26 protein-coding genes are annotated in these 21,061 nt (G+C 28.1%); all 26 read right to left on the reverse strand.

The genetic code is table 11. The features are described 5' to 3' along the window. Positions 1-63 precede the first annotated feature (63 nt). The 26 genes from M2214_RS10475 to M2214_RS10600 all read right to left on the reverse strand — a co-directional run bounded on the left by M2214_RS10475 (position 64) and on the right by M2214_RS10600 (position 21,046). On the reverse strand, positions 64-645 hold the full coding sequence (locus M2214_RS10475) for a hypothetical protein (RefSeq protein WP_248477365.1): 582 nt from the start codon (positions 643-645) through the stop codon (positions 64-66). A 4-nt stretch (positions 646-649) separates the two neighbouring features. Next, entirely contained in the window at positions 650-1,003 is a 354-nt protein-coding gene (locus tag M2214_RS10480) for a hypothetical protein (protein WP_248477367.1), read from the reverse strand. Between the two features lie 15 nt (positions 1,004-1,018). Next, a complete protein-coding gene (locus M2214_RS10485; protein WP_248477376.1) occupies positions 1,019-1,762 on the reverse strand; it encodes a sigma-70 family RNA polymerase sigma factor in 744 nt (247 codons plus the stop codon). Positions 1,763-1,778: 16 nt separating this feature from the next. Further along, complete coding sequence (locus M2214_RS10490; protein WP_248477384.1) at positions 1,779-2,099, reverse strand: hypothetical protein; 321 nt, start codon at positions 2,097-2,099, stop codon at positions 1,779-1,781. Positions 2,100-2,117: 18 nt separating this feature from the next. After that, positions 2,118-2,603, reverse strand: coding sequence for a chemotaxis protein CheD (locus M2214_RS10495; protein ID WP_248477386.1), 486 nt, complete (start codon positions 2,601-2,603; stop codon positions 2,118-2,120). After that, a complete protein-coding gene (locus M2214_RS10500) occupies positions 2,596-3,219 on the reverse strand; it encodes a chemotaxis protein CheC (protein WP_248477388.1) in 624 nt (207 codons plus the stop codon). The genes M2214_RS10495 and M2214_RS10500 overlap by 8 nt, the downstream gene beginning before the upstream one ends. A gap of 29 nt (positions 3,220-3,248) precedes the next feature. Then, positions 3,249-3,680 carry a chemotaxis protein CheW gene (locus M2214_RS10505; RefSeq protein ID WP_248477396.1) on the reverse strand — a complete coding sequence of 144 codons (432 nt, stop codon included), beginning with the start codon at positions 3,678-3,680 and terminating at the stop codon, positions 3,249-3,251. Between the two features lie 15 nt (positions 3,681-3,695). Next, positions 3,696-5,714 carry a chemotaxis protein CheA gene (locus M2214_RS10510; protein WP_248477398.1) on the reverse strand — a complete coding sequence of 673 codons (2,019 nt, stop codon included), beginning with the start codon at positions 5,712-5,714 and terminating at the stop codon, positions 3,696-3,698. 3 nt (positions 5,715-5,717) lie between these two features. After that, positions 5,718-6,788 carry a protein-glutamate methylesterase/protein-glutamine glutaminase gene (locus M2214_RS10515; protein WP_248477407.1) on the reverse strand — a complete coding sequence of 357 codons (1,071 nt, stop codon included), beginning with the start codon at positions 6,786-6,788 and terminating at the stop codon, positions 5,718-5,720. 1 nt (position 6,789) lies between these two features. Further along, the gene (locus M2214_RS10520; RefSeq protein ID WP_248477409.1) at positions 6,790-7,437 is read right to left on the reverse strand and encodes a flagellar brake protein; all 648 of its coding nucleotides are present in this window, start codon (positions 7,435-7,437) and stop codon (positions 6,790-6,792) included. An 8-nt stretch (positions 7,438-7,445) separates the two neighbouring features. Beyond that, positions 7,446-8,333 carry a MinD/ParA family protein gene (locus tag M2214_RS10525; protein ID WP_248477411.1) on the reverse strand — a complete coding sequence of 296 codons (888 nt, stop codon included), beginning with the start codon at positions 8,331-8,333 and terminating at the stop codon, positions 7,446-7,448. Then, entirely contained in the window at positions 8,317-9,489 is a 1,173-nt protein-coding gene (gene flhF / locus M2214_RS10530; protein WP_248477413.1) for a flagellar biosynthesis protein FlhF, read from the reverse strand. The genes M2214_RS10525 and flhF overlap by 17 nt, the downstream gene beginning before the upstream one ends. 1 nt (position 9,490) lies before the next feature. Next, the gene (flhA, locus tag M2214_RS10535) at positions 9,491-11,482 is read right to left on the reverse strand and encodes a flagellar biosynthesis protein FlhA (RefSeq protein ID WP_248484823.1); all 1,992 of its coding nucleotides are present in this window, start codon (positions 11,480-11,482) and stop codon (positions 9,491-9,493) included. A gap of 64 nt (positions 11,483-11,546) precedes the next feature. Next, positions 11,547-12,635: a flagellar biosynthesis protein FlhB gene (gene flhB, locus M2214_RS10540; protein ID WP_248477415.1), complete on the reverse strand. Its 1,089-nt coding sequence runs from the start codon at positions 12,633-12,635 to the stop codon at positions 11,547-11,549. A 5-nt stretch (positions 12,636-12,640) separates the two neighbouring features. Then, positions 12,641-13,426, reverse strand: a complete 786-nt coding sequence (gene fliR, locus M2214_RS10545) for a flagellar biosynthetic protein FliR (RefSeq protein ID WP_248477418.1) — start codon at positions 13,424-13,426, stop codon at positions 12,641-12,643. A gap of 13 nt (positions 13,427-13,439) precedes the next feature. After that, a complete protein-coding gene (fliQ, locus tag M2214_RS10550; RefSeq protein ID WP_248477420.1) occupies positions 13,440-13,709 on the reverse strand; it encodes a flagellar biosynthesis protein FliQ in 270 nt (89 codons plus the stop codon). A 15-nt stretch (positions 13,710-13,724) separates the two neighbouring features. Next, positions 13,725-14,480: a flagellar type III secretion system pore protein FliP gene (gene fliP / locus M2214_RS10555; RefSeq protein WP_248477422.1), complete on the reverse strand. Its 756-nt coding sequence runs from the start codon at positions 14,478-14,480 to the stop codon at positions 13,725-13,727. Beyond that, entirely contained in the window at positions 14,467-14,757 is a 291-nt protein-coding gene (locus M2214_RS10560; RefSeq protein WP_248477425.1) for a flagellar biosynthetic protein FliO, read from the reverse strand. The genes fliP and M2214_RS10560 overlap by 14 nt, the downstream gene beginning before the upstream one ends. A gap of 6 nt (positions 14,758-14,763) precedes the next feature. Then, positions 14,764-15,126, reverse strand: a complete 363-nt coding sequence (locus tag M2214_RS10565) for a response regulator (RefSeq protein WP_248477436.1) — start codon at positions 15,124-15,126, stop codon at positions 14,764-14,766. 46 nt (positions 15,127-15,172) lie between these two features. Then, positions 15,173-16,339, reverse strand: a complete 1,167-nt coding sequence (gene fliY / locus M2214_RS10570) for a flagellar motor switch phosphatase FliY (protein ID WP_248477438.1) — start codon at positions 16,337-16,339, stop codon at positions 15,173-15,175. Beyond that, a complete protein-coding gene (gene fliM / locus M2214_RS10575; RefSeq protein ID WP_248477448.1) occupies positions 16,329-17,333 on the reverse strand; it encodes a flagellar motor switch protein FliM in 1,005 nt (334 codons plus the stop codon). Before fliM ends, fliY begins: the two co-directional genes overlap by 11 nt. A gap of 15 nt (positions 17,334-17,348) precedes the next feature. Beyond that, positions 17,349-17,765, reverse strand: a complete 417-nt coding sequence (locus M2214_RS10580) for a flagellar basal body-associated FliL family protein (RefSeq protein WP_248477457.1) — start codon at positions 17,763-17,765, stop codon at positions 17,349-17,351. Positions 17,766-17,799: 34 nt separating this feature from the next. Further along, entirely contained in the window at positions 17,800-18,525 is a 726-nt protein-coding gene (locus M2214_RS10585; RefSeq protein ID WP_248477459.1) for a flagellar motor protein MotB, read from the reverse strand. A gap of 1 nt (position 18,526) precedes the next feature. Beyond that, on the reverse strand, positions 18,527-19,300 hold the full coding sequence (locus M2214_RS10590) for a flagellar motor protein (protein WP_248477461.1): 774 nt from the start codon (positions 19,298-19,300) through the stop codon (positions 18,527-18,529). A 3-nt stretch (positions 19,301-19,303) separates the two neighbouring features. After that, complete coding sequence (locus tag M2214_RS10595; protein WP_248477472.1) at positions 19,304-19,510, reverse strand: flagellar FlbD family protein; 207 nt, start codon at positions 19,508-19,510, stop codon at positions 19,304-19,306. Between the two features lie 9 nt (positions 19,511-19,519). Further along, positions 19,520-21,046: a flagellar hook protein FlgE gene (locus tag M2214_RS10600; RefSeq protein WP_248477480.1), complete on the reverse strand. Its 1,527-nt coding sequence runs from the start codon at positions 21,044-21,046 to the stop codon at positions 19,520-19,522. Positions 21,047-21,061: the final 15 nt, after the last annotated feature.

Here is a 21,061-nt window from a genome sequence, read left to right on the forward strand (position 1 = left end):
GTAATATTTTCGCCTCTGATAGTATAGCATATAGCAATTTCATTTACAATATGTTTTTATAGATTATTTTGTTAATATTTCTATAATTTCTATATTTGATGACCCTTTTTTTATCTTTTTCTCACCATAAACTATTTTTTTATTAGAATTAATCGAATTTAAAATAATATTAAACGCGTATTTGTCATCTATTAGTCCGTAACTATACAGTATATCTATTACTTTATCTCTTTTAGATATTATAATTTTCGATAAAGTATTTATTTTCCATCCTTTACTTATAATCCCTTTTTTAGTCAATGCATCTCCAGTTCCATATATATCCAATAGCATTAAATTATAAATCATTTTAAAATCTTCTTTGTTGAATATTAATTCTTTTTCATAAAGAAGATCTGCAATTTCATTACAAGTATATCCATTTTTTATATTTATATTCACAAATTCATCTTCAATGTTTTTTTTATCTGCTAATACTTCTTGTATATTTTCTTTTTTTTCTATTTCATTTTTCATTTCCAAAACACTAGTTTCTTTTACTTTGTCGAAGTTTATATTAATTACAGAAGATACTATAAGACCTGTTGAAAATCCTATAAACAAAGTAAAAAGAATGATTTTTTGCATGCCATTATATTTTTTCATGTCATTATCCCTTTTTTAGTTTTAAAATCAAATCAACTTCACGAATGCTTTTGTTGGTTTTTTTTGCAATTTCTTCTTTTGAAAATCCTAAAGACTCAAGCTTTTCTATTTCATTGGAATAGTGTGGTTTTTTTTCGAAAATCAATTTTTTATTATCATTTGATTTTGTCATATTATCCATTAATTCTTTTGTATTTTTGTCAATTTTTTGCACATAATTCATGATCAGTCTATATTCTTTTGATTTTTCATTATTATTCTCATGCTCTATAAACTGCTTTGAAACTCTAAATAGCAAAAATATACTAACTATACACGTAATCAAAGCTATTATTATAATTACGTAATTTATGTCCATTTGACCCTCCTAAGTTTAAATAAATTCCAATTTTGATTTTATTTTCAATATGGCCTTACTATGAATTTGAGATATTCTAGATTCAGATATATTCAGCACCTTGCCTATTTCTTTATATGTTAATTCTTCATAGTAGTATAAATTAACTATTAACTGTTCTCTTTCATTCAGGGTATCCAATGCTAATTTTAAATTTTTTATTGTATCTTTTTTTAACAACGATTCTTCGGGATTAATATCAGTAGAAATATCTTTTATTTGTATCTTTAAATTTTCACTTAATTCTTCTTCTAGCGAAACAAGATTATATATATTAGTTTCTTCTAATATTTTTAATACTTCTTCATCATTTTTTCCAAGTTCATCGCTGAGTTCTCTTATAGATGGTTCTCTTCCTAATTTATTTTCTAACCTAGAATAAGTATCCTTCATAAGTTTTGATTTTTGTCTTATAGACCTTGGTATCCAATCTAAATTTCTTATTTCATCTATTATGGCACCTCTTATTCTAACAGATGCATATGTTTGAAATTTTATATTTTTTGTGTAGTCATATTTTCCTATAGCATCTATAAGACCTATAACCCCATAACTCATCAAGTCGTCATATTCGATATTAGCTCCATAATAATTGTAGAGCCTACCCGAAATTATTTTAACTAAATTTATATACTCCAATATAATTTCTTTTTTCAATTCATTTTTTTCTTCAAGACTTTTGGAATTTTTATATCTAACCCACACATCTTCTCTACCCATATATATACACCCCTATTTAACTGTTTAGATTTTTAAAATCAACTTCTCTAAATGCCTCATCTTCTAATTCATCTTCAGTCTGGTTATTTAGCAAATCTTTCAATTCTGATTCTATAGGAGGTATAGATATATCTATACGTTTTTCACAGATACTAATGTTCTTCAGTATGAGATTAAAAAATATTAATAATATTGTATTTATTGATATTGTTAAAGTTAAATACTTATTTATAAATTTTAAAAAACTGCTGTGATTAATTAATACATATATTGCACATATAAATAAAATAAAATAATTTATTATCCAAAATACATACACTTTTTTAAAAGTTTTCATATAATGCACACCTTTAGATTATATTATTTTTTTGCCTTTTCCTATTGTCTTTATCGACAATTCTCCATTGGTACAGTTAAATTCTATAGTTCTACCATGATTACCTAATACATCTTCAGATATAATATAGATTCTATATTCAGACAATATTGATTTTACCGCTTCAACATTCCTTTTGCCTATATTCAAAGTATCGCTTTTTATTGATATATTAAACATCTGTGCTCCTCCTGCTATTTTAGCTATCATTCTGTTTTTTGAAGCACCTTGTTTAATCATATCATTTAGCATTTCTTTTAATGCTGTATCAGCAAATTTAGCCTTGTTTGAATTATTTTTTATATCTTTGCTGTTTGGAAGCATTATATGTGCCATTCCTCCGATTTTTTTAAACTTATCATATAAAACAATTCCTACACAGGATCCTAATCCTAAGGTTATTAAAGAATCATAATCTTTTCCTATTTTATAATCCGCCATACCAACTTTTATAAGATTATTCATCATTTAACACTCCCAGACTCTTAAATAAGACTTTAAAAGAATCCATATCTGGCATTAAGAAAAAATTGCCTACAATTTCACTTTTACCTTCTTTTAACCTATTTTCTATTAAAATTATTTTATCGCTAACTTGTCCATACTCTATAGCCGGAACACTTAGTATAGAGCCTGCCATATCTATACTTACAGATGGTACAGATATATTTACTTTGAGATTAGAAAAAGCTGATATGGAATTTATATATGAGCTAGCCAATATATTTCCTATTTCTTGAAAAGCTGATAATTCCATATCATTATAAAACTCATTCTCACACGGTTTCCCAAACAATATACTCAATAAATTATCACTGGATTTTTTATCCAATATTAAAAGTATAGTTCCATTTATGTCTCCATAAAATTCTAAATATACTCCTGCTACTATTAATTCTTCTCCACCTAAAATTTCAACCACTTTTTCTATATCTAATATTTCAATAGAAGGAACCTCCATATCTATTTTAGAATTAATCATTTTAGAAAGAGCGGTAGCAGAATTTCCTGCACCTATATTACCTATTTCTTTGAGAACATCTATATATAAATCTTGTAAATTTTCTAATTTAAAATTCATTTTTTAGATTTCCTTCCTACACCCTAATATTAACATCTATTGTCTAATACTTTATTAACATCTATTAATATTATTATTTGTTCTTCTATTTTGCCAATTCCTTTAATAAAACCATCATTAAAGCCCTCATCAACTATAGAATAATCTATATCATCTTTGTATATTTCTTTTACTTCTGTTGCAGAATCTACTATAAATCCTACTAACACATCATCTATCTTATTTACTATAATTCTAGAATCTTTATCATAACTTGAACTTTCAATATTGAACCTTTTTCTTAAATCTATTACTGGTACTATTTCTCCTCTTAAGTTTATAACTCCCTTTACATATGGATTTGCCTTAGGTACCCTTGTTATTTCAATCATTTTTTCTATGGTTTGAACATAATTTATATTAACTCCATAAAACTCACTCTTTAATTTAAAAATAACATATCTTTCTTGAGTATTTTCCACTGTTTTTACGCCCCCTTAAAATAGAGAATTTGTATCTATTATAAGTGCTACACTACCATTCCCTAAAATTGTAGCACCTGCTATAAAATTAATACCACTTAAATATTTTCCTAATGATTTTATTACTATCTCTTGTTGTCCTATAAGCTTGTCCACTATTATACCTAAATCTTTATCTCCTTTTTTTACAACTACAACAGTAGATTCGTCACCGTATTCTACACCTTCTTTTTGTGTGTCTATTACATTTGCTAAATCTACAAGCGGAAGAGTATTTTCTCTGTATAAAACAATATCTTTTCCTTCTACATTTCTTATATCTTTTTTGTTTATATTAGTTATTTCTTTTATATTGTTTAATGGTATTGCATATTTTTCACTTCCAACCATAACTAATAATGCTTGAATTATTGCTAGTGTCAACGGTAGTCTAATAATAAATCTAGTACCTATATTAATTTGAGTCTCTAGCTCTACAATACCTCCTAATGCTTCTATTTTTGTTTTAACTACATCAAGACCTACACCACGTCCAGATATATCAGATATTTTATCCGCTGTACTAAATCCAGGCGAGAAAATCAAGTTTGCAGCATCTTTGTCATCCATTACAAGCGATTGCTCTTTAGTTATTATACCTTTTTTTATAGCTTTATTTTTTATCTTTTCAACATTTATTCCTGCTCCATCATCACAAACTTCTATAACAACATTATTCCCGTCTGGATAAGAAGACAGTGTAACTGTTCCAACCTCATTTTTATTTAAAGATTTTCTAATTTCAGGTGTTTCTATTCCATGATCTATGGAATTTCTTAAAAGATGTATAAGAGGATCTCCAATTTCATCTATTACAGTTCTATCGACTTCGGTATCTTCACCCTCCATTATCAAATTAATTTCTTTATTTAATTCTTTTGATAAATCTCTTATCATTCTTGGGAATCTATTAAATACTCTTTCAATAGGAACCATTCTAACTTTAGTCACAGCATCATGCAGACTAGTTGTTATCGTTTCTAAATATTCTATTGCTTCATTCATATTTTGAGTTTTAGAAGATACATCTATATCCTCCAATCTAGTTTTTACTATTATAAGTTCACTAACTAAATTCATTAAATTATCTAATCTGTCTATATCTACCCTTACAGTTTTTCCTGTTTTTCCTTTTTTTGATTTACTTTGTATTTCGTTACCAGCATTTATATTCTTAATCTGAGATTCATTTTTATTCTCTATATCATCTTTTACAATTTCTTCATTATGTTCAGCGTGATCACTGATTTTTATATCTGTTACTTCTGTTATTTCGACTTCACTTATTTCAGATATATTTTTGATTTTATCTATTAAAATACTCTCATCCAATTTTGTAACAACTGTTACATCAAAAGAATTTGAAAATTTTTCATCTTCTATATCTTCAACACAAGGATTTGAGTATATTATTTCTCCATCTTCTTCCACTGTTTTAAATACTAAAAATGCTCTAGCTGATTTTAGCATACAGCTTTCATCTAAAGTTATTTTTAAATCATATACATTTAAACCCTCAGCTTTAGCTTTGCCTACTATATCATTTACATAATTCCATTCATCTTCAATTTCTTCATTTTGTATGTTCAAATCATCCGATCCTGCATTTTCTATATTTTCTATTTTTTCTAATCTACTTAATATATTTTCTATAGATTTGTCTGATTCAGAACCTTCATTTTCTATATTTTTAACAAATCCTTCCAATATATCTAATCCTTCAAATAGAATGTCTATTATGTTTGTGTTTATATTCAGTTTGTTACTTCTTATATCATCAAGTACATTTTCCATTTTATGAGTAAGATTAGCCATTTTTGTAAATCCCATAGTAGAAGACATTCCTTTTAACGTATGGGCTATTCTGAATATCTCATTCACTATTTCTATATTAGAAGCATCATTTTCTAAATCTAATAATCTCTGGTTTAAATTATCCAAATGTTCTTTTGATTCGTCTAAAAACATATCTATATATTGTTCTAAATCAAACATAATCTAAAACCTCCCCATTAATTTATTAATTTCTTTCCCTATATAATTAATTGGAATTACTTTATCTGCTAAACCTAAATTTATAATACTCTTGGGCATTCCAAATACTACACAAGTCGACTCATCCTCGGCAATGGATATAATATTTTTTTTTGATTCTTTTAATTTCTTTAATCCTTTAGAACCATCACTTCCCATCCCCGTCATTACTACTGTTATTAGTTTTTTTATATTTATTTCACATAATGAATAAAACATTGCATCTGCAGATGGTTTGTGTCCAGATATCTTTTCACCATCATCCAATATTACTCTTATGTTGTTTCTCTCTTCTTTAAACTTCATATGTCTATTCCCAGGAGCTATATATACGATATTATTCCTTAATAATTCACCATCTTCTGCTTCCTTAACATATAAGCTCGACATGTTGTTTAATCTATTGGCCAGTGATTTTGTAAACCCAGCAGGCATATGCTGAACAATAACTACCGGAGAATTTATTTCACTAGACAAAGTAGATATTACACCTTGTAAAGCCCTAGGTCCTCCTGTTGATGTAGCTATTGCTATTATATTATCTATATTCTCTTTTCTATTAAAGTCTTTATTAAAATCATTCTTAACATTATCAATAGTTTTAATTTTGTAATTATAATTTTTATTATATTGCTTAACTCTAGATGCTATTTTTACTTTATCTATAACTAATTTTTTCATATCGTCATTATTTATTTTAAAAATGTTAGATGGTTTAGTTATAAAATCAACAGCACCTAATTCTAATGCCTTTATAGTTAAATCAGCCCCATTTTTTGTAAGACTGCTTAACATCAAGACAGATGTCGGTTTTTTTACCATAATTTTTTTTAATGTATCAATACCATCCATAACTGGCATTTCAATATCAAGTGTTACAACATCAATTTCATTTTTAATTAACTTCTCAATAGCTTCTTTGCCATTCTTCGCAAAATCTACAATCTCTATTTCTCTATCTGAAGACAAAATATCTTTTATAAGTTTTCTTATAAATGCTGAATCATCAACTATCAATACTTTTATTTTATTCATATCAAATCAATCCTTTTTGCCTTAATATTCTTTGTTGTTTAAATATATAAGCAACTATATAATCTCTAATGTTTTTAGATAATTCTATAAACTTAAGGCTGATTTCAAACTGTTCCAAGTTTTTTTCATATACATTAGACCTTATTACTTCTGATTTTATAGTTAATTCTTCATCACCTATAAACATTTTACATATTACTACTGTATTTAAATCTAATTTAACATCAGATATAAACCTAAGTCCACCTTCACTTAAATCTTTTGTATATCCATCAGCAAAAAAATTTTCTTTGTAGTAAACAGATATTTTATTGCTAACAGGCAATCTATAATAATTTCTTCTTTGCTTTTTTTTAGTTTCATTAATTTGCTTTATTTTTATATATGCAATGTTTTCATTATTCCTATATATAACAGTAGCATCAAAGCAATAAATTCCTTTATTTTTTATACTATATATAATGCTTACCTTACTACTCGTAGGTATATTTATTACCTTTCCTTTATGTATTGGCATAGCTACTATATATTCATCTTCAGATGTTATTTCCATTAATTGACTTATTAAGTTTTTATTAATATCTATATACCCATCTATAACTTTAATTTCTAGTTTATCTCCTACTTCAAAGAAATTCTTATATTTCATGAAAATATTCACCCCCCTAAAAATAAATTAGATAGTCTATTTATAAAATTATTGAATTTATTTTTATTTTCTATATTTCCTAATAATGAATCACAAATATTTTCTATATTTTTACTTGCTAAGCAATTAGGCGAATTCAGTACAAATGGAACTTGCTTTTTTACTGAGTTTCTAACATTTTTATCATCACTTATATATCCCATATAATTTATAGGCTTATTTAAAAATCGTTTTGATACAATCTCCATTTTTTTAAATGTCATTTCTGCTTCTTTTTTATTATCAACTCTATTTATAACCATATTTATTGCTTTATCAGTTGTTTTTTTTGTAATTACTTTTATTAATGCATATGCATCAGCTATTGATGTAGGCTCTGGAGTGGTCACTACAATAACTTCTTGAGCTGCTAGTACAAATGACATTACGGACTTTGATATTCCAGCACCTGTATCTACTAATATAAAATCAACATATTCTTTCAAATAAACCATATTATTTAGTATTTTGTTAATTTTATATATTGGTAAATCAGCAACCTCACTAATTCCAGCACCACCAGAAATTATTTTTATTCCTAGGGGTCCATCAACCATTATATCTTCTATTTTTATATCATCTTCTACCAAATCTATAAAACCATATCTTATATCTATTCCTAATAAAATTTCGATATTAGCAAGTCCTAGGTCAGCATCAATTACTAATACTCTATTTCCTCTTTGTCTTAATGCCAAAGCTAAATTTAATGTGAAATTTGTCTTTCCTACTCCACCTTTCCCACTAGATACACATATAACTCTAGGGCTTTCATTTGAATCCATGTTACTTTCAGATAAGTAGCTATATTTATTTTTTTTCAAAATAGCGCTTCTAAGTTTAGAGGCTTGATCCATAATTTCTTCCTCCCAAAATATCATCGACTATTTTTTCAATATCAAATTCTTCTATATCATCAGGAACATTTTGGCCATATGTTATATATTTTATTTCTTTTCCAAAATTATACAATATATCCAATATAACTCCGACTCTAGACGTTTCATCTGTCTTTGTTATTATGATTTTGTAGTCATCTAAAAAACTATATTTTTCTATAATTTCTTTTATGTCTTGTATATGCCAGTTGGCATTTAAAACCAAGAAAATATTTTTTTGTTCAAAACAATTTATAAACTGTTTTAGTTCCTCCATATGTTCTTTATTTTTATGACTTCTTCCAGCAGTATCTACAAATATTACATCTCTGTTTTTTAACCTTTGTGTAGAGTAAGATACATCATCTAAGTCATATGCTACTTCGAGAGGAGCATTTAATATATCTGCATATATTTTCAATTGATCAACAGCAGAAATTCTATATGTGTCCAGTGTCAAAAAACCTACCTTTTTATCATTCTTCAAAACTTGATTTGAAGCAAGTTTTGCTAATGTTGTAGTCTTACCAACACCTGTAGTACCTACAAATATATTAATTTTTCCATCAAAATCAACACTTTTATATCCATCCTTTTTAAACTTTTCAATAAAGTATCTCTTTGTGTATTTTATGAAATCATCATCCTCAAAGTGTTTATCTTCTATACTGCTTAGTATATCTTCAATTAAAGCCTTAGATAAGCCTATGCTTTCTAGTAAATCATAATTTTTTTTATAATTATCTTTATTAAAATTATTATTTAAATTAATATCGACCTTATTATTAATTTTCATCATCATATTTTTTAACTCTTGTATTTGCTTGTTTATTTCTGTTACATCTTGCTGCCTATTATAACTATCTTTAGTATATTCTTTTTTAGGTTTATTGAACATTTCTATATTTTTATTTATTGTTTCTGATTGTTCTTGTTGAGATGTATGAATTTTATTATCAACAATTTCTTTTTCCAAAGCAGCCAACACTTCTACTTTTTCCTTACTCGAAATTCCAAACATACCTTTTGTCTTTATTTTTTTAGTGTGTATTATTACAGCATCATCACCTAATTCATCTCTTACTTTCTTTATTGCTTCTTGGGCATTATCTGCAACGAATTTCTTTATCTGCATATTATATACTCACCGTCCCAACAGATTGTATTTTAACTTTAGGATCTATTTCATTGTACGAAAGAACTATTATATCATCACTAATTTGATCTATAAATCTCTTGAAATATATTCTTATAATAGGAGCAGTTACTATTATTGGTTGTTCTCCTATTGACAATAATTTTTCCACTTCTTTGCTTAAACTTTCTACTAATTTTTGAGAAATATGTGGATCTAAAGCCAAATAATTTCCTGTTTCTGTTTGTTGTATAGAGTCCATTATTACTTGTTCTAAATTAGTATCTAAGTTTATAACTCTAGCTTGATTATTAGATATAAATTGTTTTGTAATAGACCTAAATAAAGATTGTCTTACGTATTCTGTTAATGCATCTGAATCTTTAGTTAAAACCCCATAATCTCCCAATGTCTCTAATATTGTAGCTAAATTTCGTATAGATATGCCTTCTTTTAACAAGTTTGATAACACTTTTTGGATTTCTCCTAATGAGAATAAATTTGGTATAACTTCATCAACTAAAGCCGCATTAGTTTCCTTTAGATTATCTATTAACATTTTAACTTCTTGTCTTCCTAATAATTCGTATGTGTACTTCTTTATAACCTCTGTTAAGTGAGTAGATATTATTGACGGAGGATCTACAACTGTATATCCAAATATTTCTGCCTTTTCTCTTTCTTTTTCATCTATCCATTTAGCAGGAAGTCCAAACGCAGGTTCTATTGTATCAATACCTACTACATCGCCCTCTGCAACTCCTGAATTCATAGCAAGATAATGATCAAACATTATCTCACCTCTAGCCATCTCTACTCCTTTTATTTTTATAATATATTCATTTGCCTCAAGCTGTATATTATCTCTCAATCTTATCATAGGAACAATAATTCCCATTTCAAGAGCACATTGTCTCCTAATCATAACTAATCTATCAAACAAATCTCCTCCTTGAGACTTGTCTGCAAGAGGTATTATTCCATAACCAAATTCAAGTTCAATAGAATCAACTTGTAAAAGGGGCAATACATTTTCAGGTTTTCTTATATCCTCTATTTCATCATTAATTTCATCGCCTTGTTTTTGAGAGCCTATATCATCTTCTTCTATATTCTGATTTGATTTTTTTAAATTAATACCTATAACCACAAACACTATAGACAGAGTGAAATATGGAATAAATGGTAGTGGTGTTAAAGACAAAGAAAATAATACACCTGATATTACATACATTATTTTAGGTTCTCTAAAAAGCTGGTTTATAACATCATTTCCCAAATTGGATTCAGATGCAGCCCTAGTAACAACTATACCTGTAGCTGTTGAAATCAATAAAGCAGGTACCTGAGATACAAGTCCATCTCCGACAGTTAATAGTGTATACCTAACTACGGCTTCCTGAATTGAAAGTTTTTGAAAAACAACCCCCATGACAAAGCCAGCTAGTATATTAATAATAGCAATCATTATACCTGCTATAGAATCTCCTTTTACAAACTTAGATGCTCCATCCATAGCTCCATAAAAATCAGCTTCCATTTGTATTTTTTTTCTTCTATCTCTAGCTTCTTTTTCATCTATAAGACCTGAATTTAAATCTGCATCTATTGCCATCTGTTTTCCTGGCATAGCATCAAGTGTAAATCTTGCGCCTACCTCTGATACCCTCTCGGCTCCTTTAGTTATTACCATGAATTGTATTACAACTATTATAATAAATACTATAAAGCCAACTAATGCGTTTCCGCCCATTACAAAATTACCAAATGCTTCTATTACATTACCCGCACTTCCTGTACCTAATATATATCTAGTACTAGTTACATTAAGTGCCAGTCTAAACAGCGTTGTAATTAATAATAAGGATGGAAATATTGAAAATTCCAAAGCTTCTTTATTATATATAGCAATCAAAAGTATTAATAATGATAAAGATATATTTAAACTTAAAAGTATATCAAGCATAAACAAAGGCACTGGTATTATTATCATTAAAATTATACCTATAATACCTAAGGTAACTATAATATCTCCTGATTTCTTCACTTCAACCACCCTATCTAGTCACATTTTTTAACGAATATACATAAGCAAGTATTTCTGCTATTGCTTCATATAGCTCTGGAGGTATTATATCTCCTATATTTACGTTTGAATACAACTGCCTTGCTAACGGTTTATTCTCTATTATTGGTACATCACTTTCCCTAGCTTTTTCTTTAATTTTTAAAGCGACCATATTTTTCCCCTTTGCAACTACATATGGTGCATCGCTTTTATGTTCATCATATTTTATAGCAACAGCAAAATGAGTAGGATTCGTTATTATAACATCCGCCTTAGGAACATCTTGCATCATTCTTTTCATAGCAGATTGTCTCTGCTTTTCTTTTATTTTTGATTTTATTTGTGGATCTCCTTCTGACTGTTTGTATTCCTCTTTAATTTCTTGTTTTGACATTTTTAAATTTTTATTATGTTCATATAATTGGTATAAATAATCAAATAAAGATAAAACTAAAAGATATATTGATAATTTTATACCAAGACTAAGAGTTAAGTCTAAAAGATTATATGAAATTTGAAATTCATTTAAATTGATGCTTTTTAAAATATATACTATATTTTTTTTCATATAATTGTAAGCTATTACTGTTAGAATCAATATTTTAAAGCTTGATTTCCCAAATTCAAATAAAGCCTTTACAGAAAACATTCTTTTAAAGCCTTCTATAGGGTTTAATTTATCAAATTTAAATTTTAAATTTTCAGTTGTAAATAAGTTTCCTACTTGAGCTTTACTACTAATAAATGCTATGCTGGCATTTATTAGTACTATTATTAATCCTATTTTTAATGCAAAATAGAAAATATATATTAACACTCTATACCCTATTAATGTATTATTAAATTCAATATCGAAGAAATTGTTTCTAAAAAACAAAATTGATTCGTAAAAACTAGATACTATATATTTACCTAAGTACTTTAAACTTAATAAAGAAAATAACAATGTAAGTGCCGAAGTTATTTCTTTACTTTGGACTACTTGTCCCTTTTTCCTAGCTTCTTGCTTTTTTTTAGGAGTAGCCTTTTCTGATTTTTCTCCTGAAAAAAGCTGCAGATTTATATTCATGCAAGTCATTTATCTCATCCTCGAAGTATTTTTGTAATATTAAATATAAATTTATACATGTCTTTAAATACAGTTTCCATTATAGGTTGATAATATGGAAATACAATAGACAGTATTAATAATCCCAACATTACTTTGATGGGCATTCCAACAACAAAAACATTCATTTGAGGCATAGTTCTAGCTAATATACCTAATATTAGATTTGTAGACAGTATCATTATAGTTACAGGTATTGATATTTTAATTGCCATAATAAATATATAATTAAATATATCTATTACAAACTTTAAAATATTAGAATCTAAGTTAATGTTGCTTTTAATAGGTATTATATAAAAACTGTTAACTAACGCTTTTATTAAATAATGATGTCCATTAATTGTTAAAAATACTAATGTAGCTATTATATAAATTAAATTCCCGGTAATAGGTACTTGAAATCCGTATTGAGGATCCACTACATTTGCCATACTAAATCCTAAATCTCTGTCTATAAAAGACCCAGCTAAGAAAAAAGTAGAGAACACTATAAAAGCTATAAATCCTATAACTAGGCCTACTATCAATTCTTTTATTGATAAAAATAATATCTGTAAAAATGGCATATATTCTAAATTAGAACTATCTATAAATGGTAATACTATATAAGCTAATATTATTGAAAATCCCAATTTAAAAATATTCGGAAGGTTTTTCCTTCCGAATATCGGTGATGCTATAAATAAACCTATACACCTTGCTAGTATAAGCATGTACACATTTATATAATTTAATATTTGATTTAAAACATCATTCATATTATCATCTCTTTTATTTCATAAACTTATCAAAATTTAAAAATAAATTTTGAGTAAAATTAACAATAGTATTTATCATCCAATGTCCGAATAGAGCTAATGACAAAAATGTAACTACAATTTTAGGTACAAATGACAATGTAGCTTCCTGTATTTGCGTTGTAGCTTGAAATATACTTACCAATAAACCAACTACAAGACTTAATATCAATATCGGAGATGCTAACATTAAAATCATAGTTAAAGCCTGTTGCCCTAAATTAACAGCAGAACTTACATCCACTTTTTCACTTCCCTTTTATTTAAAACCTAATACAATAGATTTAACTACTAAATTCCAACCATCTACCAATATAAACAACAATATCTTAAATGGAAGAGATATCATTACAGGAGGTAACATCATCATACCCATAGACATTAATGTACTTGCAACAACCATATCTACAATTATAAAAGGTATAAACAGAACAAATCCCATTTGAAATCCTGTTTTAAGCTCACTTATTAAAAAAGCCGGAATAAGAACTCTGTTTGGAACATCCTCTAATTTTAAATCATCAATTTTTTCTATTTTTGCTATTTCAGTAAAAAGCAGAATATCTTTTTCTCTAGTTTGCCTAAACATAAAATTCCTTACGGGTTTCATACCTTTTTCAAAAGCTTCTTCTTGACTTATCTGTTGATTAAAATAAGGATTTAACGCATTATCGTAAATTTCAGTTCCCACAGGAGCCATTATAAAAAACGTTAAGAATAAAGCAAGCCCAATTAAAACTTGAGTAGGTGGATTTTGTTGAGTTGCTAGCGCATTTCTCAAAAAAGATAGAACTATTATTATTCTAGTAAACGACGTCATCATTATTAGTATCGTAGGTAATAATGAAAGAACTGTAAATAATAATATTATCTCAACCGTATTACTCAAATTACCAGGATCTGTCGCTCCATTTACCTGTAATGAAATACTAGGTACTTCTGGTTGTCCCCACGTTAAACTTGTTGTACATAAAAAAGCTATAGCAACAAAAAAAATTCTTTTAAAATTCTTCACTTATATCATCCTTATTCTCAAAAGTATCTATTTTAGTGAACTTATCTTGAGAAATACCTATTAAATATTCTCTATCTTTATATGTAATTAAAATCAACTCTTTATCTTTATTTACTAAGAGTCTTTCTTTTATTTTAATACTTCTATTTTTGTTAATAAACTCATTTTTTTTAGCTAAGTACTTAGATGTAATATGAGCCAAATAAAGTATTATTATAAAAATACATATATACCCTAGTATTTTCATAATTGCGTTGATTACATCCATTATATCCATATCTTATTATCCTAAAACTTTTTTAACTGCTTCTAGTACTCTATCAGCTTGAAAAGGTTTAACTATAAAATCTTTAGCTCCCGATTGAATAGCTTCAATTACCATCCCTTGTTGTCCCATAGCAGAACACATTATTATACTAGCTGATCCATCTATTTTTTTAATTTCTTTAACAGCTTGTATTCCATCTAATTCAGGCATTGTAATATCCATTATTACAAGGCTTGGTGTCAACTCTTTATACTTTTCAACTGCCTTTAATCCATTTTCAGCTTCACCAACGACATCATAACCGTTTTTAACCAATATATCCTTAATCATCATTCTCATAAAAGCTGCATCATCTACTAACAATATACTTTTTGACATTTCAAAATTCCTCCTTTAAATTACTACACTATTTTACTTTTATTTATTATATTGATCTTAATCTTTTTTCAGGTTTTATAATATCAGTTATTCTTATTCCATAATTTTCATCTATAACTACAACTTCTCCTTTTGCCACTTTTTTAGAATTAACTAATATATCTAATGGCTCTCCTACTAACTTATCTAGTTCTATTATTTTGCCTGGAGAAAATTCTAATATATCATCTATACTTTTTTTAGTTCGTCCTAACTCTACGGTTACATTTAATAATACGTCCTTAATTATATCTATATTTTCGGGCATATTATTTGAATTTATATTTTGAGATTCAAAGCTTTCAAATTTTACTGGTTGAACATTTACAGGAGACTCAATATGTTGTTTTTTTTGATTATAAGTATTTTCTTGAGTCACATAAGTATTTTCCTGAGTTGTATTAGATACTTCTTCAACATAGCTGTTGTCAATAAAAGTAGATTCATTATTGTTATTGTTGTCTTTTTTATTTGCTGATAGATCTTCAGAATCCCCATATAACATATTATCAACCAAACTCTTTGCAAAGTCAATAGGTAGCAATTGCATTATATTACTATCAACCAAATTACCTATAGTCATTTTAAATGAAATTCTTACTATTTGTTCATCATTTTTCATAAATTTAAAATCATAGTTTTCATTAGATAAATTCACCTTGTAAACTTTAGGAGGATTTATATCTATTTTTTTTGATATCATATCCGATAGCGCGGTAGCAGAAGAACCTATCATCTGATTCATAGCCTCACTTATAGCACTTAAGTGTATTTCATCTAATTCCTCAGGAAGATTTGTTTCTCCATCTCCGCCCATCATAAGAGAAGTAATAACCTTGACATCATCTTCTTTTAAAACGAGTAAATTACTTCCAGTTAATCCTTCTTTATAACCTACCTCAACAGCAACAAATGGTAGTGCATATTTATTAGCCATTTCATTTAAAGTAACAATGTCTACAGTTGGAGTAGTTATATTTACCTTTTGTCCTATCAAAGTGAACAAGGTAGTAGCGGATGTACCCATACTTATATTTCCAATCTCTCCAACAGCATCTTTTTCTATATCATTTAATAAAATTTTATTTTTATCTGTATCTTCAGAAGAAGGGTCTTCTAAGCCCCCCTTTAAAAGAGCATTGATTTCCTCTTGTGACAGCATATCATTCATCATAATTATCATCATCCTTTTCAATGACTTGTTTTATCTTTACAGCATATTTATTTTTTTTAGTACCTGGAGAACCTTTAAATTTAAGCTTGTCTGAGATTTTTATATCCAACTGTTCATCAACTTCTTTTACTAAACTTATAATATCACCTACTTGAAGGTTTAAAAATTCTTCCACTGTTATATTTGTTTGTGCTAATTCAGCAATTACATCTAAATCTGCTTTTTTTATTTTCTTTTCTAATACTACTTTTTCTTCTGGCGTTATTTTTTTATTATTAGAAGCGGTTGAAAACCAAAACTTAGTACTCAACTTTGGCAAAACAGGTTCTAAAACAATATGTGGTATACAAATATTTATAAGACCTTCAATTTCTCCAATTTTAGCTTTTAGAGTTATCAAGGCTACAGTTTCATTAGGAGAAACAATTTGTGCAAATTGTGAATTAGTTTCTATTTTGTCAACTTTCGGAAGAATTTCTATTACATTTTCCCAAGGCTCAATAAAAAGTTTTATGATTTGTCTAAGCATCTTATTAAGTATAGTTATTTCAATTTCTGTAAAACTTCTTATTTCTCCTTGATAGTTTCCATCTCCTCCTAATATCCTATCTATAATGCAAAATGAAAGTCCCGTAGATATTTCATACAGCATTTGCCCTGGCAGAGGATTTAAATCTACAATGGTCAACATAGCTGGATTAGATATTGAATTGCTAAATTCATAATATGATAATTCTTCTACAGAAAGAACATCTATTTGAACATAACTTCTTAAATATCCAGATAAAAAAGTATTTAACAACCTGGAATAGTTATCATGTATTATATGAAGAGTACGCAATTGATCTTTTGCTAGTTTTTTGGGACTCTTGAAATCATATTTTTTTATTTTTTTCTCTTTTGTATCTTCTTGAATTTCTTCGACATCTACTTCTCCAGTGTTTAAAGCATCCAGCAAAGCATCTATTTCACTTTGCGATAATATTTCAGACAACTACTCCACCTGCCTTTACTGAACTATATAATCTGTAAAATATACATTCTTTATAGATTTGAAATCTAAGTTTGTAGATAAATTAGATATTAATTCCCGCTCTAGTTTATCTAAGCCTTCATTGCTAGTCATTTTTTCAGGATCTTGAGATATTATTACTTTTAGTATAGTATCCCTGATTATAACATTTTTTTGTGTCATTATTTCTATATCCTCTTTATCAGTAACTTCTATTACAATTTTGCCTTTGAAGTAGTGATTTGAATCTCCCATATTAGTAGAAAATTGACCTGCATCATAATTGAATCTTTTCAAATCTTTTTGGGATTTATCAGAATCTTTAAAATATACAAAGTACAAAGTACCTGCAAATATTAACAAAGATATTATAAATCCTATAATTGAAAATATCATTATTTTTTTTGTATTCATAATATAAGCCTCCACTCTTATTGGCTAATTCATTTTAATTTTTTAGTATAAGTATGTCTACTCTCCTATTCTTAGCTTTGTTTTTATCTGAAGTATTTGCTACAACAGGGTGGTATTCACTATAACCCGATGCTGAAATACGTTCCGGATTAATACCCGTTTCTTCAACTAAAAACCTAACTACATTACTAGCTCTTGCTACAGATAATTCCCAATTTGTAGGATACCTTGAACTATATTTTATTGGATCGTTATCTGTATGCCCTTCTATTCTTATAAATTTATCATCAAATTCTTTTTTATTCAAAAGATCCGATATATATCTTAAAGTAACTTCTGATTTTGGTTTTAACTCTGCTCTTCCAGAACTAAATAATACATTATCTTGAAATCTCAAAAGCAGACCTGAATTTTCATTGACAACTTTAACATCTTTATTTAAGTCGTTTTCATCTAAATATTTTTTAATTTTTTTTTCTAGATTATTAAAGTTTTCTATCTCTTTTATTTGATTTGTGCTTTTATCATCTTTAAGGCCTCTATCTATATACTGCTCACTAGACAAAGTCTTTCCTCCATCTAAAAAACCTAAAGAACCATTGAATGACTGTATTATAGATTGAAATTTCTGAGCATCTACTGATGACATCGAAAAAAGCAAAACAAAAAAACAAAGTAATAAAGTTACCATGTCTCCATAAGTAGACATCCATTCAGGTGAACCCTGTTTTGCTTCTTCTTGCCTTTTCTTTCTTGCCATATTAAGCTTCTCCTTCCTGTAGCTGTCTTCTCATAGAAGGAGGCAAGAATGCTTTTAATTTTTCTTCTATTATTCTTGGATTTTCCCCAGCCTGTATTGATAGAAGCCCTTCCACTATAATTTCTCTTTCAAGAGTTTCCTCTCTACTCCTAATTTTTAATTTATTAGCTATTGGTATAAATATCATATTAGCCAAAAATGAACCATAAAATGTTGTAAGAAGTGCAACAGCCATAGCAGGACCAATAGCTGATGGATCATCTAATTTTTTAAGCATATTTATAAGACCTATAAGTGTACCTACCATACCAAATGCTGGAGCTAAACTCCCCATAGTTTCAAATAATCCCTGACCTGATTTATGTCTTTCCTCTAAAAAGTCAAGTTCCGTTTCTAATAATGTTCTCACAAGATCAGGGTCAGTTCCATCTACAACTAACATGACTCCTTTTTTTATAAAATCATCATCTATTCCAGAAGATGATTCTTCAAGAGCCAGTAGTCCTTCTTTTCTAGCTTTATTTGCAAGTTCAATCATACTTTCTATAACTTCATTCGGATTACTTTGTCTATCTTTAAATACTTTTTGAGTTAACTTGATTATTTCTTTAACCTTAGGAAGAGGATAAGCAACTAAAGTAGCTGCTATAGTTCCTCCTCCAACTATCATTATAGATGGAATATCTATAAATGCTCCTAAACTTCCATTTAGTAAAATACTAACTATAATCAAAGCAAACCCTAATACAATTCCTATGAGTGTCCCTAAATCCAAGTACTACACCCCTTTTCTTCCATCTACTATTTTTATAATATCTTTTTTAAAAGCTTTTACTTTTTGAATTATAGTATTTACATCCTCTTTCACTATGTATTTATTTCCATTAGTCAAAGTTATTACTGTGTCTGGTGTGTTTTCTAGCGTTTCTATCAAATCACAATTTATTACAAATTCTTCATTATTTAGTCTTTTTACTTTTATCATATGTATACCCTATCTCTTTAGATTTACAAGTTCTTCAATCATAGAGTCAGTTGTAGTTATAACTCTTGAATTTGCCTGAAAACCTCTTTGAGTTGTAATCATATTAGTAAACTCTTGTCCTAAATCTACATTTGACATTTCAAGTGATCCTGGATTAAGTTCTGCAAACCCATCTTGACTCGGCTTTCCTATATTTGCAGTTCCAGAGTTTCTAGTTTCTAAATACATATTTGATTGAAATTTTTGAAGCGCTGCAGGATTTTTGAAATTAGCAAGTGCAACTCTACCAAGTACTCTTCTTTGACCATTATCAAAAGCTCCTATAACTTCTCCATTTGGAGCCACAGCAAATTCACTTAAAGCTCCCTGCTTATATCCCTTTATAAATGTCGCACCTGCATTAGATTTATCTGCAAATTGAGTCAAATCACTTAAATTCATTTCAACATTTAAAGCTGCTGCTCCCTTAGTTAAATCCGTTCCAATATTAAAGTTCATTTTTGTAGTACTACCATCTAATACCTTACCATTTTTATCAAATGTTATAGGGAATGATGTGTACTCGAATCCCTCTCCAGCAGCTCCTTGCCCTTGAGCTTCTCCAGTAGTAGTATCATATTTATTTGTCTTTCCATTTGTTATCATGGCACCATCAGGATTCATATACATAGCATCTACTTGCCATGTACTTTCCCCAGTACCACTATCTACAGATTGTTTAGTAAACAATAATTTTACTTGATGCACGTTACCAAAATCATCAAATACCTCTATTGTAGTTTCTCTCCCTAAAGATTTGCTCATTTCTTCATTTTCTTGAGTATATATAGGCTTTCCTGCTGCTTTTGATCTTTCTTCATTAAAGCTGTATATCGCAGGATCTGTACTACCTTTTTCGCCTATAACTTTTCCCTTTAGCGTTGGTGGCGTTGTTGGTGGCTTTGTATCATCTTCTAATTTAACAGTATTAGAATCTAAATTACCTCCAAATGTAACTATTTCCTCCCCTGGTATAGGAGGAACCGATGGCTTAGTAGCTTGAGGTGGATATACTATTGATTTGTCTATTTTTAACCCTTCTATACTACTTTTAAGCCTTCCTGTCTCATCTGCCATATATCCAAGTACCTTGTATCCATCTTGAGTAACTAAGTTTCCTCCACCGTCTATTGAAAAATTTCCTGCTCTTGTGTAATATCTATTCAAAAAGTTAGTATCATCAGATACCATAAAATAACCTTCACCATTTATCATAAGATCTGTTGTATTGTCAGTTCTTTCAACTGCTCCTCTTCTTTGAAGTACATCAATAGATGCAACATCTGCACCAAGACCTATCTGCATAGGATTAGTACCTCCACGCCCGTCTTGTGCTCCACCTGCACCTTTTACTGTTTGTGCAAAAGTTTCCTTAAATGTAACTCTTGACCCTTTAAATCCTACAGTGTTTACATTTGCTATATTATTACCTATAACATCCATTTTTGTTTGATGTGCTTTTAAACTTGATACTGCAGAATACATCGATCTCATCATAATAAATTACCTCCC

This window comes from Tepidibacter aestuarii (assembly GCF_934924865.1).
Classification (GTDB): domain Bacteria; phylum Bacillota; class Clostridia; order Peptostreptococcales; family Peptostreptococcaceae; genus Tepidibacter_A; species Tepidibacter_A aestuarii.

Coding starts and splice junctions, on each gene's coding strand:
- M2214_RS10475 (WP_248477365.1), bottom strand. CDS start 645: ATGAAAAAATATAATGGCATGCAAAAAATCATTCTTTTTACTTTGTTT.
- M2214_RS10480 (WP_248477367.1), bottom strand. CDS start 1,003: ATGGACATAAATTACGTAATTATAATAATAGCTTTGATTACGTGTATA.
- M2214_RS10485 (WP_248477376.1), bottom strand. CDS start 1,762: ATGGGTAGAGAAGATGTGTGGGTTAGATATAAAAATTCCAAAAGTCTT.
- M2214_RS10490 (WP_248477384.1), bottom strand. CDS start 2,099: ATGAAAACTTTTAAAAAAGTGTATGTATTTTGGATAATAAATTATTTT.
- M2214_RS10495 (WP_248477386.1), bottom strand. CDS start 2,603: ATGAATAATCTTATAAAAGTTGGTATGGCGGATTATAAAATAGGAAAA.
- M2214_RS10500 (WP_248477388.1), bottom strand. CDS start 3,219: ATGAATTTTAAATTAGAAAATTTACAAGATTTATATATAGATGTTCTC.
- M2214_RS10510 (WP_248477398.1), bottom strand. CDS start 5,714: ATGTTTGATTTAGAACAATATATAGATATGTTTTTAGACGAATCAAAA.
- M2214_RS10515 (WP_248477407.1), bottom strand. CDS start 6,788: ATGAATAAAATAAAAGTATTGATAGTTGATGATTCAGCATTTATAAGA.
- M2214_RS10520 (WP_248477409.1), bottom strand. CDS start 7,437: ATGAAATATAAGAATTTCTTTGAAGTAGGAGATAAACTAGAAATTAAA.
- M2214_RS10525 (WP_248477411.1), bottom strand. CDS start 8,333: ATGGATCAAGCCTCTAAACTTAGAAGCGCTATTTTGAAAAAAAATAAA.
- flhF (WP_248477413.1), bottom strand. CDS start 9,489: ATGCAGATAAAGAAATTCGTTGCAGATAATGCCCAAGAAGCAATAAAG.
- flhA (WP_248484823.1), bottom strand. CDS start 11,482: ATGATAATAATACCAGTGCCTTTGTTTATGCTTGATATACTTTTAAGT.
- flhB (WP_248477415.1), bottom strand. CDS start 12,635: ATGACTTGCATGAATATAAATCTGCAGCTTTTTTCAGGAGAAAAATCA.
- fliR (WP_248477418.1), bottom strand. CDS start 13,426: ATGAATGATGTTTTAAATCAAATATTAAATTATATAAATGTGTACATG.
- M2214_RS10560 (WP_248477425.1), bottom strand. CDS start 14,757: ATGGATATAATGGATGTAATCAACGCAATTATGAAAATACTAGGGTAT.
- M2214_RS10565 (WP_248477436.1), bottom strand. CDS start 15,126: ATGTCAAAAAGTATATTGTTAGTAGATGATGCAGCTTTTATGAGAATG.
- fliY (WP_248477438.1), bottom strand. CDS start 16,339: ATGATGAATGATATGCTGTCACAAGAGGAAATCAATGCTCTTTTAAAG.
- M2214_RS10580 (WP_248477457.1), bottom strand. CDS start 17,765: ATGAATACAAAAAAAATAATGATATTTTCAATTATAGGATTTATAATA.
- M2214_RS10585 (WP_248477459.1), bottom strand. CDS start 18,525: ATGGCAAGAAAGAAAAGGCAAGAAGAAGCAAAACAGGGTTCACCTGAA.
- M2214_RS10595 (WP_248477472.1), bottom strand. CDS start 19,510: ATGATAAAAGTAAAAAGACTAAATAATGAAGAATTTGTAATAAATTGT.
- M2214_RS10600 (WP_248477480.1), bottom strand. CDS start 21,046: ATGATGAGATCGATGTATTCTGCAGTATCAAGTTTAAAAGCACATCAA.